The following is a 13,534-nucleotide window of genomic DNA, read 5'->3' as shown; positions in this document are numbered from 1 at the left end:
CCGCTTAAGGCTTTTTCTTGGCAGCAGGTGCAGCGGCGTTAGCCTTAGGGTCCAGCTCGTTGGTCATGTCAGCCAACAGCTTGTTGACCACTGGCACGGCGCTTTCGAGCTTGGCCTGGGTCATCTGGGCCGATTGCTGGGTCAGCTGCGGCATTTTTTCCAGGACTTTCTTGCCCAGTGGCGACTGGTAGAACGCGACCAGGTCTTTCAGCTCGGATTCGCTGAAGTTGGAGGTGTACAGCTTGACCATGTCCGGCTTCAGCTTGTTCCAGCCAATGGCTTGGTCCAGAGCGGCGTTGGCTTTGGCCTGGTAAGTTTCCAGCAAGGCTTTTTTCGATTCAGGGGCTTTGGTCTGTTCAAAGCGCTGAGCGAACATTTGCTGCACTTGCATGTACACCGGAGTGCCCAATTTGTCAGCGTGCGCCAGGGTCAGGAAAGCTTCGGCACTGGCGTTGTGGCTGGCGGTATCGGCAAAAACAGGGCCGCTGGCGCAAACCAGTGCAACCGCGGTACAGATGGCACGAAGACGAGTCATCGAGTTTCCTTTTCTAGCAGGCGAGGTAAAACCCCAAGGGCGTCCATTCTGCGCCTAAAAAAGTGTGTCGCTCAACCCCAAGCCTTGTCGTGCCTGAATTAGAGGGGTTGAATGGTCAAAATACTGACCGATGGAACCACGGCCGGCGATCACGGCCTAAACTGCGCTATCAGACTGACAGGAGTGTGCATGATGAGCCGTATCGAAACCGACAGCCTTGGCCAGGTGGAAGTGCCGGATGAGGCCTACTGGGGCGCTCAGACGCAACGCTCGCTGATTAACTTCGCCATCGGCAACGAGCGCATGCCGCTGGCGGTGCTGCATGGGCTGGCGCTGATCAAGAAAGCCGCGGCGCGGGTCAATGACCGCAACGGCGATCTGCCCGCCGACATCGCCCGGCTGATCGAACAGGCCGCCGACGAAGTGCTCGACGGCAAACACGACGACCAGTTCCCGCTGGTGGTCTGGCAGACCGGCAGCGGCACCCAGAGCAACATGAACGTCAACGAAGTGATCGCCGGCCGCGCCAACGAACTGGCCGGCAACCCGCGCGGCGGCAAGTCGCCGGTGCACCCCAACGATCACGTCAACCGCTCGCAGAGCTCCAACGACTGCTTCCCCACCGCGATGCACATCGCCGCCGTGCAGGCGGTGCAGAACCATTTGCTGCCGGCGATCAGCGAACTGTCGGGCGGTCTGGCCGAGCTGTCCGCGCGACACATGAAGCTGGTGAAGACCGGCCGCACCCACATGATGGATGCGACACCGATCACCTTCGGCCAGGAACTCTCGGCGTTCATCGCGCAACTGGATTACGCCGAACGGGCGATCCGCAGCGCCCTGCCCGATGTGTGTGAACTGGCCCAGGGCGGCACCGCGGTCGGCACCGGACTGAATTCGCCGCACGGCTTTGGCGAAGCGATTGCCTCCGAGCTGGCTGCGCTCTCCGGCCTGCCGTTTGTCACCGCACCGAACAAATTCGCCGCATTGGCGGGCCATGAGCCGCTGACCACGCTGTCCGGTGCGCTGAAAACCCTCGCCGTGACCCTGATGAAAATCGCCAACGACCTGCGCTTGCTGGGTTCCGGGCCACGTGCCGGTTTCGCCGAAGTGAAATTGCCGGCCAACGAACCCGGCAGTTCGATCATGCCCGGCAAGGTCAACCCGACTCAGTGCGAAGCCCTGTCGATGCTCGCGTGCCAGGTGCTGGGCAACGACGTGGCCATCGGTTTCGCCGCGAGTCAGGGGCATCTGCAACTGAACGTATTCAAACCGGTGATCATCCACAACCTGCTGCAATCGATCCGTTTACTGGGCGATGGCTGCAGCAACTTCCAGCAGCATTGCATCGCCGGCCTGGAGCCGGATGCCGAGAAAATGGCTGAGCATCTGGAGCGTGGGTTGATGCTGGTAACGGCGCTGAACCCGCATATCGGTTACGACAAGTCGGCGGAGATTGCCAAGAAGGCCTATGCCGAAGGGCTGACGTTGCGGGAGGCGGCGTTGCAGTTGGGGTATCTGACCGATGAACAGTTTGATGCGTGGGTGCGGCCGGAGAATATGCTGGAGGCTGGGGCCAAGGGTTAAATTTTTCAGCGCCTGACAGTCCGTCATCGCGAGCAAGCTTGCTCCTACAAGTTATGTGTCGGTCGCAGATTTTGTGATCGACACAACCCCTGTAGGAGCAAGCTTGCTCGCGAAGAACGATAACGCGGTCTAACTGGCCGCCATCCGAACCTTCCGCGCCTTGAGCCCCGCAATCAACGAAGGCCCCAACGCCACCAGCGCCGACCCCAGCACCACCAGCACCGCCCCGCCATACCCAAGGCCATTGATCGTTTCGGCATGCACATACTCCGGCCACAACCAGGCCGCCATGGCCACCGCCGCGAACGTCACCAATGGCGTGATCGCCAGCGTCGCACTCACCCGCGAGGCTTCCCAGTGCGCCAGCGCTTCGGCAAACGCGCCATACGCAATCAGGGTGTTCATGCAGCAGGCCAGCAACAGCCAGCCTTGCAGCGGATTCAGTTGCAGCGCTTCCAGCGGATGCACCCACGGTGTCAGCAACAACCCGCAGAACAGGTAAATCACCATCATCACCTGCAACGAATTCCACACCGTCAGTAACTGCTTCTGCCCCAGGGCATAGAACGTCCAGACCGTGGACGCCAACAACACCAGCAGCACACCCGCCGTGTAGTCGGTCAGCGAGGTGAACAGCTCGGCCAGACGCTGGTTGAAAAACAACCCGAAACCGATCAGCAATACCAGCAGGCCAATCCCCTGCCCCACGCTGAAGCGTTCCTTGAACACAAACAGGCTGGCGATCAGCAACATGATCGGGCCCATCTGCACCACCAATTGCGCCGTGCCAGGGCTGAGCAGGTTCAAGCCCATCAAGTACAGGACGTAGTTGCCCACCAGACCGAGCACCGCCATCACCACCAGCCAGCCACCGCGCGGGCCGAGCACTTTGCGGCTTGGCAGGCGTCGGGTCGCTGCCAGGTAAATGAACAGGCAGCCGCCGGACACCATCAGGCGAAACCAGGTCACCGTGACCGGGTCCATCACCAGCAGCACTTGCTTGAGTTTGATCGGCAGGATTCCCCACAACAACGCAGTCAACAAGGCCAGGAACAGACCATAAACCCAGCGCCCCGATGAAATGTGCATGCGTACCTCAAAGCCAGATGGCAAGAACCGTCATTCTAGGCTCAGCGGTGCCTGGTACACAGGGACAGTTGGCTGCCGGACGCAAATGAAACTGTGCGGGTCGCAGCAATAAATTGGCGATGTGCCGCTGATCGGCTGGCCAGGCGTTGCAAGTGGTTCATGCATAAGCTCATTGGATCCGCCAACCGCAACACCCTTCAGGAGACCGCCATGTACAGCATGCGCGCCCAGGACAACGCCCCCGCCATGCACTTTCGCAGTGACCGGATGTGTCGGGTGAATGGAGAGTTGTATTTCAGCACCCGGGAAAACACCCTGGAGGGGCCGTTTGAAAACCCGGAGGCGGCTGCGCGGGAGATTGCGGCTTATATCGTGCGGATGCAGCTTTTGAGCGCCTGTCGTTAGACCGAGGCGCTGCCTTCGCCGGCAAGCCGGTCTCGCTCCCACATTCAACCGCATTCCAATGTGGGAACGCGGTCAATTGTGGGAGCGAGCCTGCTCGCGAAAGCTATCTGAAAATCAATACATATCTTAAGGCTTAACGCACCGCTTCAAACAACCCGGTCGCGCCCATCCCGCCACCCACGCACATGGTGACGATGCCGTACCGCAAATTACGTCGCTGCAATTCCCGCACAAGATGCCCGACCTGCCGCGAACCGGTCATGCCGAACGGGTGACCGATGGAAATCGAGCCGCCATTGACGTTGTACTTCTCGTTATCGATCCCCAGCCGGTTGCGGCTGTACAGGCATTGCGAGGCGAACGCTTCGTTGAGTTCCCACAGGTCAATGTCGGCCACCTGCAAACCCTTGGCCTTGAGCAGCTTCGGCACCGAAAACACCGGGCCGATGCCCATTTCATCCGGTTCGCAGCCCGCCACGGTAAAACCACGGAAGAACGCCTTCGGCTTCAACCCCAGTTCCAGCGCTTTTTCCAGGCTCATCACCAGGGTCATGGACGCACCGTCGGACAGCTGCGACGAGTTGCCCGCCGTCACTGAACCGTCTTCGGCAAACACCGGCTTCAAACCGGCCAGACTTTCCAGGGTCGTGTCCGGACGGTTGCAGTCGTCGCGATCAACGACGCCATCAAGGATCTGCACCTGCCCGGTGGCCTTGTCTTCAACGCGATATTTCACCGCCATCGGCACGATTTCGTCGTCGAACAACCCGGCGGCCTGCGCCTGAGCAGTGCGTTGCTGACTTTGCAGGGCGTACAGATCCTGTTCTTCGCGGCTGACGTTGTAACGACGCGCAACGATTTCGGCAGTCTGGCCCATGGGGAAGTAGATGCCCGGCACCTGTTCTTTCAGCAGTGGGTTGATCAGGTTGTCGGTGTTGACGCTTTTCATGGTCAGGCTGATGGATTCGACACCACCGGCGACGATGATGTCGCTGCAGCCCGAAGCGATCTGGTTCGCAGCGATGGCAATCGCCTGCAAGCCCGATGAGCAGAAACGGTTGAGGGTCATGCCGGCGGTGCCAGTGCCCAGGCGCGACAGCACCGCGACGTTGCGACCGATGTTGTAGCCCTGGGCGCCTTCGTTGGAGCCGGCACCGACGATGCAATCCTCGACGCTGGCCGGGTCGATGCCCGAGCGTGCCAGCAGTGCATTGACGCAGTGGGCCGCCATGTCGTCCGGACGGGTCTGGTTGAACTTGCCGCGAAAGGACTTGGCCAGGCCGGTCCGCACGCTGTCGACGATCACCACTTCACGCATGGCATACCTCATTATTGTTGTCGGTTGAGAGTGGATCGAGCATAAGTCCAGCCGTGACCGGTCGCGACAATCATTCACCCCGCGTATGCGTCACCATCGGTTCAAGTCTTGAGCTTTTTCAGTTTCTTCTCATGCTTGTCGGACTTTTCGAATGCTGCTTCCAGCGCCTGGTTGAGCGTGCGCAAAACCTTGACCCGCGCCCAGCGCTTGTCGTTGGCTTCCACCAGCGTCCAGGGTGAAACTTCGGTGCTGGTACGGTCAACCATGTCGCCGACTGCGGACCGGTAAGCGTCCCACTTTTCCCGATTGCGCCAGTCGTCTTCGGTGATTTTGAAGCGCTTGAAAGGGATCTGTTCGCGCTCTTCGAAGCGCTCCAGTTGCGTCTGTTTGTCGATGGCCAGCCAGAACTTGACCACGATCACTCCGGCATCGGCGATCTGCTCTTCGAAGTCGTTGATTTCACCATAGGCGCGCAGCCAGTCGGCCGGGCTGCAAAAGCCTTCGATACGCTCCACCAGCACCCGGCCATACCAGGAACGGTCGAACACGGTGAATTTGGTCCGTGCCGGAATATGCCGCCAGAAACGCCACAGGTACGGATGCGCCCGCTCTTCTTCGGTGGGCGCAGCAATCGGCACGATGCTGTATTGCCGAGGATCGAGCGCGGCGGCCACCCGGCGGATAGCCCCGCCCTTGCCGGCCGCATCGTTGCCTTCGAACACGGCGATCAAGGCGTGCCGGCGCATGCGTTTGTCGCGCATCAACCCGGAAAAACGCGCCTGCTCGGTGATCAGTTGTTCTTCGTAATCTTCCTTTTCCAGGCGTTGATTCAGGTCGAGGCTGTCGAGCAGGTTCACCAGATCGACACTGCTGGCCAATGGCGCGGCGCTGACTTTATCCGGGTGAATCTTCGGTCTTTTCAAGGCGCCTTGCAGGCCTTCAAGCAGAATCTTGCCGACCGCCAGGCTCCGATAGCGCGGGTCCATCCCGGCAATCACATGCCACGGCGCATAGTCGCGGCTGGTGCGGCGCAGAATGCGTTCGCCATACTTGACGAACTTGTCGTAAGTCTCCGATTGCTGCCAGTCCAGCGGGCTGATGCGCCAACTGTGCAGCGGGTCGTCGGCCAGGGCCTTGAGGCGGTCCTTCATTTGCTTCTTGGAAAGGTGGAACCAGAACTTGAAGATCAGCGCGCCTTCGTCGCACAACATCTTTTCCAGGCGTTCGGCACCGTTGATGCTCTGATCGAACCGGGGTTCCTTGATCACGCCATGAACCCGGGCCTGCAACATCTGGCTGTACCAGTTACCAAAGAAGATGCCCATGCGGCCCTTGGCCGGAAGCATCCGCCAGTAGCGCCAGGCCGGTGGTCGTGCCAGTTCTTCGTCGGTCTGCTGATCGAACGTTCGGACCTCGATCAGGCGCGGGTCCATCCACTCGTTGAGCAGCTTCACGGTCTCGCCCTTGCCGGCGCCTTCGATGCCGTTGATCAAAATGATCACCGGAAAGCGTTTTTGCTGCTGAAGTTCGAACTGCGCCTCGAGCAACGCCTCACGCAGCGCCGGCACTTCGGCTTCATAGGTTTCTTTGTCGATGACGTGACCGATTTCAGCAGATTCGAACATGGGACGGCTCCTTCCAGGATTGAACAAGACTAGCGGATTGACCTCTCCTGCGTGGGAGAAATCCCATTTTCACTGCCTGACCCGATCCGGACGTTGCCATGGATCAAGCAGCGACTCGACGATCGGCTAGAATGGTCGCCTTGCCGTTGCCGAGCCTGCCATGAAACCTGTATTGCCCCACGCCCAGCTCGACTGGGACGACCAAGGTCTCCCGCGCTCGCGGGTGTTCGATGATGTGTATTTTTCCGACCTGTCCGGGCTGGACGAAACACGTTACGTCTTCCTCGAACAGAATGCGCTGCGTGAACGTTTTGCGGCGTTGCCGGTGGGCGGGAAGCTGGTGATTGGCGAGACCGGTTTTGGTACCGGGTTGAATTTCCTGTGCGCCTGGCAGTTGTTCGAGCAGCACGCGGTGGCCGGTGCGCGGTTGCATTTTGTCAGTGTCGAAAAGTACCCGCTGAGCCTGCCCGATCTGCAGCGGGCGCTGGCCTTGTGGCCGGAACTCAAGCCGTTTGCCGATCAACTGTTGGCGCAATACGTGGCGATTCATCAAGGTTTTCAGCGTCTGATTCTGGACCATGGACGCATCACCCTGACGCTGCTGATCGGCGATGCGCTGGAACAGTTGCCACAGCTGGACGCGCAGATCGATGCCTGGTTTCTCGACGGTTTCGCCCCGGCGAAAAACCCCGACATGTGGACCGCCGAACTGTTTGTCGAGCTGGCCCGACTCGCGGCGCCCGGCTCGACGATCAGCACCTTCACCAGCACCGGTTGGGTGCGCCGTCTGTTGAATGCCGCTGGCTTCAAGATGAAACGCACGCCCGGCATCGGCCACAAATGGGAAATCCTGCGCGGGGTGTTTCTCGGTTGGCCTGAGGAGGTCGCGAAGCCCGTCATGGCAAAACCGTGGTTTGCGCGTCCGGCCCCCCTGACCGGCGAACGTCGGGCCCTGGTGATTGGCGCCGGCCTCGCCGGTTGCGCGACAGCCGCCAGCCTCGCGGCGCGGGGTTGGCAGGTCAGTCTGCTGGAGCGTCACGGGGCACTGGCGCAGGAAGCCTCGGGCAATCCTCAAGGGGTTTTGTACCTCAAGCTTTCCGCCCATGGCACCGCGTTGTCGCAATTGATCGTCAGCGGTTTCGGCCACACTCGCCGCTTGCTTGAGCAGTTGCATCGAGGTCTCGACTGGGACGATTGCGGCGTGCTGCAACTGGCCTTCAATGCCAAGGAAGCGGAGCGTCAGGCGCAATTGGCCGCAGCGTTTCCCGAGGACTTGCTGCACACGCTCGATCAAGCGCAGGCCGAAATCCGCGCCGGCATCGCGCTGCAATCGGGTGGCCTGTTCTACCCTGAAGGCGGCTGGGTACACCCGCCCGCCCTGTGCCAATGGCAAGCGGCGCACCCGAACATACAGATCCTGACCCATCACGATGTGCTGGAGTTGCGCCGAGCGCACGGACACTGGCAAGCCCTGGAGGGTGAAACCGTACTGGCCGATGCCCCGGTGGTGGTACTGGCCGGGGCTGCCGAGATCAAGCGCTTCGCCTACAGCAGCGAGCTGCCGCTCAAACGTATTCGTGGACAAATCACTCGCCTGCCACAGACGCCTGAAAGCCAGGTGCTGGGCACCGTCGTCTGCGCCGAAGGTTATGTCGCGCCAGCTCGCTTGGGTGAACACACCCTGGGCGCCAGTTTCGATTTCAACTCCGATGACCTGACCCCGACCGCTGCCGAACATGCAGGCAATCTGCAAATGCTCGAAGAAATCTCGGTTGACCTGGTCACTCGGCTCGGCGCAAATGCATTGCAGCCTGATGCACTTGAAGGCCGGGCGGCATTTCGCTGCACCAGCCCGGACTACTTGCCGATTGTCGGCCCACTGGCCGACGGCCAGGCATTCGCCGACGCCTACAGCGCCTTGAGCAAGGATGCCCGGCAAACACCGGACATCCCTTGCCCATGGCTGGACGGCTTGTATGTCAACAGCGGCCACGGTTCCCGAGGTTTGATCACCGCACCGTTGTCAGGCGAGTTGCTCGCCGCGTGGCTGGATAACGAACCGTTGCCATTGCCCAGAGCCGTGGCCGAGGCGTGTCATCCGAACCGCTTCGCCTTGCGCCGATTGATTCGAGGCAAGGCCTGAGGCGATCAATCCAGCGCAAAGCAAGTCCTTGACTCGTCAGCCTTCATGGCCGCCTCGGTCAAACGCTTCAACAACGCGGCCTCGCCTTTCTTCAACTCATCGGCGATGCCGTCGACCGTGGTGCGATAGCTCGCGCCAAGCGTTGCCTCGTTTTCAAAGGCCGTCTCCATCCGCACGTGAAAGGGGGCCGTCAGGTCAGCGAATTGCTTGCCATGGTGCTGTCGCAAAAAGTCGCTCCAGAACGTGCGGCCAGTGATGTAGGTCGATAGTTCAGGTGAGACTTCTGCGGCAAGGACCTTGTTGTAGGCAACGTCCAGATCGTTTGCCTTCACGCCACTGAGCGATGCGTAACGCATGTGCCGGGGCTGACCGACCAGTTCGAGCCTGTCGGCCAGACCGGTGCGATAAGCCAGCTCCACTTCCACCGCATCGAGCGCCGGATTGGCTTCGGCCTTTTCCCGGGCAATTCTGGCCAGGTAATCCAGACGGAACAGGCTTCGCCCAAGTTTCAATAGCCGAGCGGCCTGATCATGGGCATTAGCAGACTGCCGAACCACCGTGTCGATCTCAACGGCGACCTCAAGATTACTGAAGATCGTCGCCGCGTCATCAGCGCAATTGGCTTTCACTGCCATGGACAGCAATTGCGTGCGTAATGCCGGGTCAGTCTGGGTCGCCTCAATGACACTCCAGACTCGCCGCGTCATGTCTTCCTTCACATAACGGCTGTCCGCCGAGCTTCCAACTTCTGCCAGCAATTCAAAGAATTCTTTCGAGCCGGGTTCGTTCTTCAGCGCCAGCCATGCACGATTGCGACTGGCGTAAGTCTCTTCAACCAGGTTTGGCATCCACAGGTCTCGAGCCCTTTGATCATTGAGCACCGCAGTGTCATTGGGCAGCAGCCCCATCCCGATGCCCGTACGGCTACGGTAGGCCGCAAGCCTCGTTCGGCTAAGCGTGGATACGGGGTTATGGCGCAAGTTGATCGCCAGAGCGAATCGCTGAGGGAGTCGAAACAACGACTCCGGCAACTCCACTATTTCGTTTCCTCGCAGGTCCACGAAGTCCAGATACGGCAAGCGGGAAAGCCCGACAGGCAGTTCCGTTGCGTGAGTATCCCGTAGGTGCAGCACTCGTAGATCCAGCATTTTGCTGACGTTGATCGTGGCTCCCAAGCGATTGCCGCTCAGCCCCAACGTGCGCAATTTGCGCATGTCCGTCAGTTTGCCCAAGGTGTGTTCGGTCAGCTGTATCTGATTACCGTCGAGACTCAAGTGTTCAAGATTGGGCATGTGCGACAGCACTTCAGGCAATCGCGTGAGTTTGTTCCGGTCCAGTTCCAGCCTGAAAAGCCCTTTGAACGGAGCGAGAAAATACGCCAGCTCATCGCCAGCCTGCATGTCCTTGATAGAAAGGCTGCGCACATGGGCGACATCCTGCTCGGTCAGCGTTGGCAATGGGCCTACAGGGTTGCGCTCCAGCGTGAGCGTTGTAGAAGGCTGATTTGGCCGCGCTGCTATCCGGCGCCAGCATTTCTCGATGGTATTGGCCACCTGACGACGGCTGACACGGATATCGTTGAGCTGCCCCGGCAGCTTCTTCATTGCCACTTCATCGCCGCGCCAAGTGTGCAGCACACCCAGCAGTTTTTTCAGTTGCTGCTCCAACGCCTTGATGTGATTGACCCGCTGCATCTGGGTGCTGCCGGCGTTGTCGAGAAACGATGAAACCTGGGCATCCGTGAACAGTGGATAGAGCTTTTTGACTTTGCGAATCAAGCCCCTTGCATAAGAGCCCGCGGCGGGGGGATCCGCCAGGACACAGGCCGAAAGGTGTTTGGGGGTATCACTGCGCTCCCCTCGTAATACTTGCCCGGTACGCGCCGGATCGCCAGCGGCGGCCCTCGACAGTCGCGATCGTAACGTCGGGGCGTCCAGCGTATCGTCGCCAGTGAGACTCATGCGGGTGCGTTGGGTGGCTGGCAATGCGTCAAGTATCGACTCAAGCAGCGTGTCGCTCGTCAGCGTCGAAGTCACATTGCCACTGGTTCGGGTGACCTGGTAGCCGGTGGGCGTCTTGACAATGATCCGCAGCGATTGCGCATCCGCTTCGCCCACGCTGTCCAGCAAGGTGCCGGTCGCGCGCGCCTCTCGCACTTCGATTCGACAGCTGCCATCCCAGCCTTGCACCCTGTCCATCAGCCCGAGTGTCAGTCTGTCGGTGTCGGCATTGGCCAGTGGCGGGAGATGCAACCCGGTGATCGCACGGTCCTGCCTGATCGCCGCCTGTGCCTCGCTGACCTGCCCGGCGAGATCCATGCCAAGGATCTTGTGCTCACGCAGAAAGTTGCGATCCCGGCCAGAGGCGTTATCCAGCAATTCCTGACGCACGCGAACGGGAAGGTCTGCGGCGTGTTCGCCCAACGGCGCAGCATCACCGGTGGCAGTGCCGTCCCAGGTTTTATAAAGCCACTCAAACAGCGGCTGGCGATTACTCTTGAGGCTTGTCGCGATCTTCTTTGCCAACAGCTGCGATTTCGATTCAGTGGTTGTACTTCCGATGATGCCTTCCACTTCTGCCGGATAGAGGCCACTGATGACGGTATCGAGCAGCTTCCCCGAATCCAGATCCGACTGATCGACGTGCACGCTGTTGACGTCATCATCGTGTGGTGCTGTCTCGGGGAAGCGGGACACGACCAAATCCTCCTCGTCGCGCACTTCAATGAAGCGATCCGCCGGCCAGCCGGGCAGCCTCGGCAGCGTATGCAGTTGCTCCTGAATGAAGTCCTTGTTTGCCGTCTCTCCCCGATCCATTGCCGCCACCATCGCAGTGATGCGACGGTCAATCCTGAAGCGCTCGACACAATCGTTCAGCCGCTGCGGCAACTTGAGGCTGCTTTCATGAAGCTGGTGCAACGTGTCAGGCGTCATGTCGGTGATATCGGCAATCGCTTCCAGATCGCTGCCGAGATCGCTCAGGCGCGGATCGGTGCGCCCCAATGCATAAGCACCATCGCGCCACTCGTGCGCGTGTTCATAAACATGCCGCCAACCCCCTTCCACATTTCGCTCGACGGCAGGCGCGAATGCGTCAGTGCGCACAGGGTGATTGAGGGTCCATGCCGATCCCGCTGCGTTGCGGCTGACTCGATACGGAGCACCCTCGATGACGATCGAGGTCTGTCCGGCATGCCGGTAAAGCCCTTGGGCATCAGGTTGCGCGTCGATTGGCAGCGTCGTGGTCTGTTTATAGGGATCCAGGTCAGGCTTCCAAAATCTTGCTTTGCCATCAGTGCGAGTGACGGCCTCGAAACCGTCGAAGAATGCCGTCTGCTCCTTTGCGCCCTTACCGATAGCCGTCGCGATGATTTTTCCGCCGACGGCAAACGCTGCCAGCTGCGCGACGTTTTCCACAACACTCAGCAAATGGGACAACGCCTCGGCCCGCTCGCCGTGCGTCCAGTCAACCACGCCTTCATACACCTCGACGAGGATGTCGACGGCGGCCGCCATCAGCATCAAATGGCCAACCACGGGTACGAAAAAAGCGGCTGCGTTTAGTAGAAGAGGTCCACCATCGAGCAATGTCTGAAGCGTTTTTTCCCGCTGCTGCTCATCGACGTCTTCAGTCGGCACGGCAAGCACTCGTGCGTCTTTTTGAGTCGTGCTGACAAAATCACTGAAGAAAAAATCGCCAAGGCAGGTGTCGGCGGGAGCGGCAGCGAGCGTGCCCAAGGTCTTGCCCTTGTCAAACTCGGTAAAAAACCCGGTTTTTTCGTGGCCATGCAGATACTGCTCGGCGAAAGACTTTCTGTAGCTTTTGCTTTGCAAATGGAGGGTCAGGTAGACCTTGAATTCATCCAGCGAGGCGTATTCATACAACGGTCGTCGGGGTTCGTTCGGCATGTAAACCACGCACCGGGCTTTCGGCTCGGTATCGATGGAGACTTTGCTGAATATCAGTACCCCACAGATGCAGGTGTCATGAATCATCAAGCCCTGCCAATGCACCGGTCCGCCATCAAACAATGCGTCTTTGGTTTGAGCTGCCGAGAGATCCTGATCGATCACACTCTGCAGCATCGTGTGAACAGCCGGTGTGATGTCGTTCTTCAGAGAGGCGATGTGCAGGGCGACTCGCATGTCCAGCACCTTCAGCCGCCGGATGTCCGCGACGCTGGCCCGATCATCGACAGGTGCACCGTTTGCGGGTTTGGCCGGCAATGCCAAGGCCTCGTCGATATGGCGCTGATAGCGGGCCCCCAGGTCGAGCTCACGACACAGAGCGGCGAATTTTACAGGGATGATTTCAACGCCTGATTGGGCCTGTTCATTGATCCGTATAACCGAGTCCGCTGGAAAACCGCCGTTCCTCGTTTCCCCGGAGGTGAAGTTTTCCATGGCCGCCTGGAGCAGGCTGCGTGAGGTGGTCGTTTCATTTTCCGTGGAGCCGATAACCGGGAGCACACCGGTTGACGTGTAGGTTTTTTGGGTGATGTCCAGCGTGTCCCGCTCGACGTCGAAATCGACCGTCCATTTACCCTTGAGGAACCCGGTCAGTTGCTCTTTGCAGAACTCGTCCAACGGCTTGAGCTTCTTGAGCGCCTCTGTGACCTTGCCATGGGTAACAAAAGACTGCTCGAACGCAGCCTTCAGAGCCTGCACCACGCTCAGATCTGCAGTCGCCAACCATGGCGGTATAGACGCTTGCAGCACTTGCGCCTTGTCCAGGTCGCCTGTGTGTTCCAACAACGCTTCGAGGCGTTGTGCTGAAGTCATGGGCACCGCCACGGGGGCGGTTTTTGCAGTCGTAACCTGCATGAGCAATAT

8 protein-coding genes are annotated in these 13,534 nt (G+C 59.7%); 3 read left to right on the top strand and 5 right to left on the bottom strand.

The window, feature by feature from the left end; translation table 11 throughout:
* Positions 1 to 4: 4 nt before the first annotated feature.
* A complete protein-coding gene (locus tag ACYZUC_RS28430) occupies positions 5 to 535 on the bottom strand; it encodes a DUF2059 domain-containing protein (RefSeq protein WP_008035681.1) in 531 nt (176 codons plus the stop codon).
* Positions 536 to 727: 192 nt separating this feature from the next.
* Here ACYZUC_RS28430 and ACYZUC_RS28425 point away from each other — a divergent pair, with 192 nt between their 5' ends.
* Positions 728 to 2,122 (top strand): class II fumarate hydratase, encoded by a 1,395-nt coding sequence (locus ACYZUC_RS28425; RefSeq protein WP_461996775.1) that lies wholly within the window; start codon positions 728 to 730, stop codon positions 2,120 to 2,122.
* 129 nt (positions 2,123 to 2,251) lie between these two features.
* Here ACYZUC_RS28425 and ACYZUC_RS28420 read toward each other — a convergent pair whose 3' ends face one another.
* Positions 2,252 to 3,211, bottom strand: coding sequence for a DMT family transporter (locus tag ACYZUC_RS28420; RefSeq protein ID WP_461991896.1), 960 nt, complete (start codon positions 3,209 to 3,211; stop codon positions 2,252 to 2,254).
* A 210-nt stretch (positions 3,212 to 3,421) separates the two neighbouring features.
* Here ACYZUC_RS28420 and ACYZUC_RS28415 point away from each other — a divergent pair, with 210 nt between their 5' ends.
* Positions 3,422 to 3,616: a DUF6316 family protein gene (locus ACYZUC_RS28415; RefSeq protein WP_461991894.1), complete on the top strand. Its 195-nt coding sequence runs from the start codon at positions 3,422 to 3,424 to the stop codon at positions 3,614 to 3,616.
* A gap of 133 nt (positions 3,617 to 3,749) precedes the next feature.
* On the opposite strand, the gene ACYZUC_RS28410 is transcribed toward ACYZUC_RS28415, so the two are convergent.
* Together ACYZUC_RS28410 and pap are read right to left on the bottom strand one after the other, a co-directional pair.
* The gene (locus ACYZUC_RS28410; protein ID WP_192227884.1) at positions 3,750 to 4,934 is read right to left on the bottom strand and encodes a thiolase family protein; all 1,185 of its coding nucleotides are present in this window, start codon (positions 4,932 to 4,934) and stop codon (positions 3,750 to 3,752) included.
* A 101-nt stretch (positions 4,935 to 5,035) separates the two neighbouring features.
* Positions 5,036 to 6,559, bottom strand: a complete 1,524-nt coding sequence (gene pap / locus ACYZUC_RS28405) for a polyphosphate:AMP phosphotransferase (protein ID WP_461991892.1) — start codon at positions 6,557 to 6,559, stop codon at positions 5,036 to 5,038.
* Between the two features lie 160 nt (positions 6,560 to 6,719).
* Here pap and mnmC point away from each other — a divergent pair, with 160 nt between their 5' ends.
* Positions 6,720 to 8,702, top strand: a complete 1,983-nt coding sequence (gene mnmC, locus ACYZUC_RS28400; RefSeq protein WP_461991890.1) for a bifunctional tRNA (5-methylaminomethyl-2-thiouridine)(34)-methyltransferase MnmC2/FAD-dependent 5-carboxymethylaminomethyl-2-thiouridine(34) oxidoreductase MnmC1 — start codon at positions 6,720 to 6,722, stop codon at positions 8,700 to 8,702.
* Between the two features lie 5 nt (positions 8,703 to 8,707).
* On the opposite strand, the gene ACYZUC_RS28395 is transcribed toward mnmC, so the two are convergent.
* Positions 8,708 to 13,525 (bottom strand): NEL-type E3 ubiquitin ligase domain-containing protein, encoded by a 4,818-nt coding sequence (locus ACYZUC_RS28395; protein WP_461991888.1) that lies wholly within the window; start codon positions 13,523 to 13,525, stop codon positions 8,708 to 8,710.
* Between the last annotated feature and the right edge of the window lie 9 nt (positions 13,526 to 13,534).

The sequence above is a fragment of the Pseudomonas sp. GT1P32 genome (genome assembly GCF_054897805.1).
The sequence above is the reverse complement of the archived record's forward strand: the minus strand, read 5'-3'. Positions and strand labels throughout refer to the sequence as shown.

What these genes read in the sequence shown, in the direction of transcription:
- pap (WP_461991892.1), bottom strand. Translation starts at nt 6,559, where the DNA reads ATGTTCGAATCTGCTGAAATCGGTCACGTCATCGACAAAGAAACCTAT.
- ACYZUC_RS28430 (WP_008035681.1), bottom strand. Translation starts at nt 535, where the DNA reads ATGACTCGTCTTCGTGCCATCTGTACCGCGGTTGCACTGGTTTGCGCC.
- mnmC (WP_461991890.1), top strand. Translation starts at nt 6,720, where the DNA reads ATGAAACCTGTATTGCCCCACGCCCAGCTCGACTGGGACGACCAAGGT.
- ACYZUC_RS28420 (WP_461991896.1), bottom strand. Translation starts at nt 3,211, where the DNA reads ATGCACATTTCATCGGGGCGCTGGGTTTATGGTCTGTTCCTGGCCTTG.
- ACYZUC_RS28425 (WP_461996775.1), top strand. Translation starts at nt 728, where the DNA reads ATGAGCCGTATCGAAACCGACAGCCTTGGCCAGGTGGAAGTGCCGGAT.
- ACYZUC_RS28410 (WP_192227884.1), bottom strand. Translation starts at nt 4,934, where the DNA reads ATGCGTGAAGTGGTGATCGTCGACAGCGTGCGGACCGGCCTGGCCAAG.
- ACYZUC_RS28395 (WP_461991888.1), bottom strand. Translation starts at nt 13,525, where the DNA reads ATGCAGGTTACGACTGCAAAAACCGCCCCCGTGGCGGTGCCCATGACT.
- ACYZUC_RS28415 (WP_461991894.1), top strand. Translation starts at nt 3,422, where the DNA reads ATGTACAGCATGCGCGCCCAGGACAACGCCCCCGCCATGCACTTTCGC.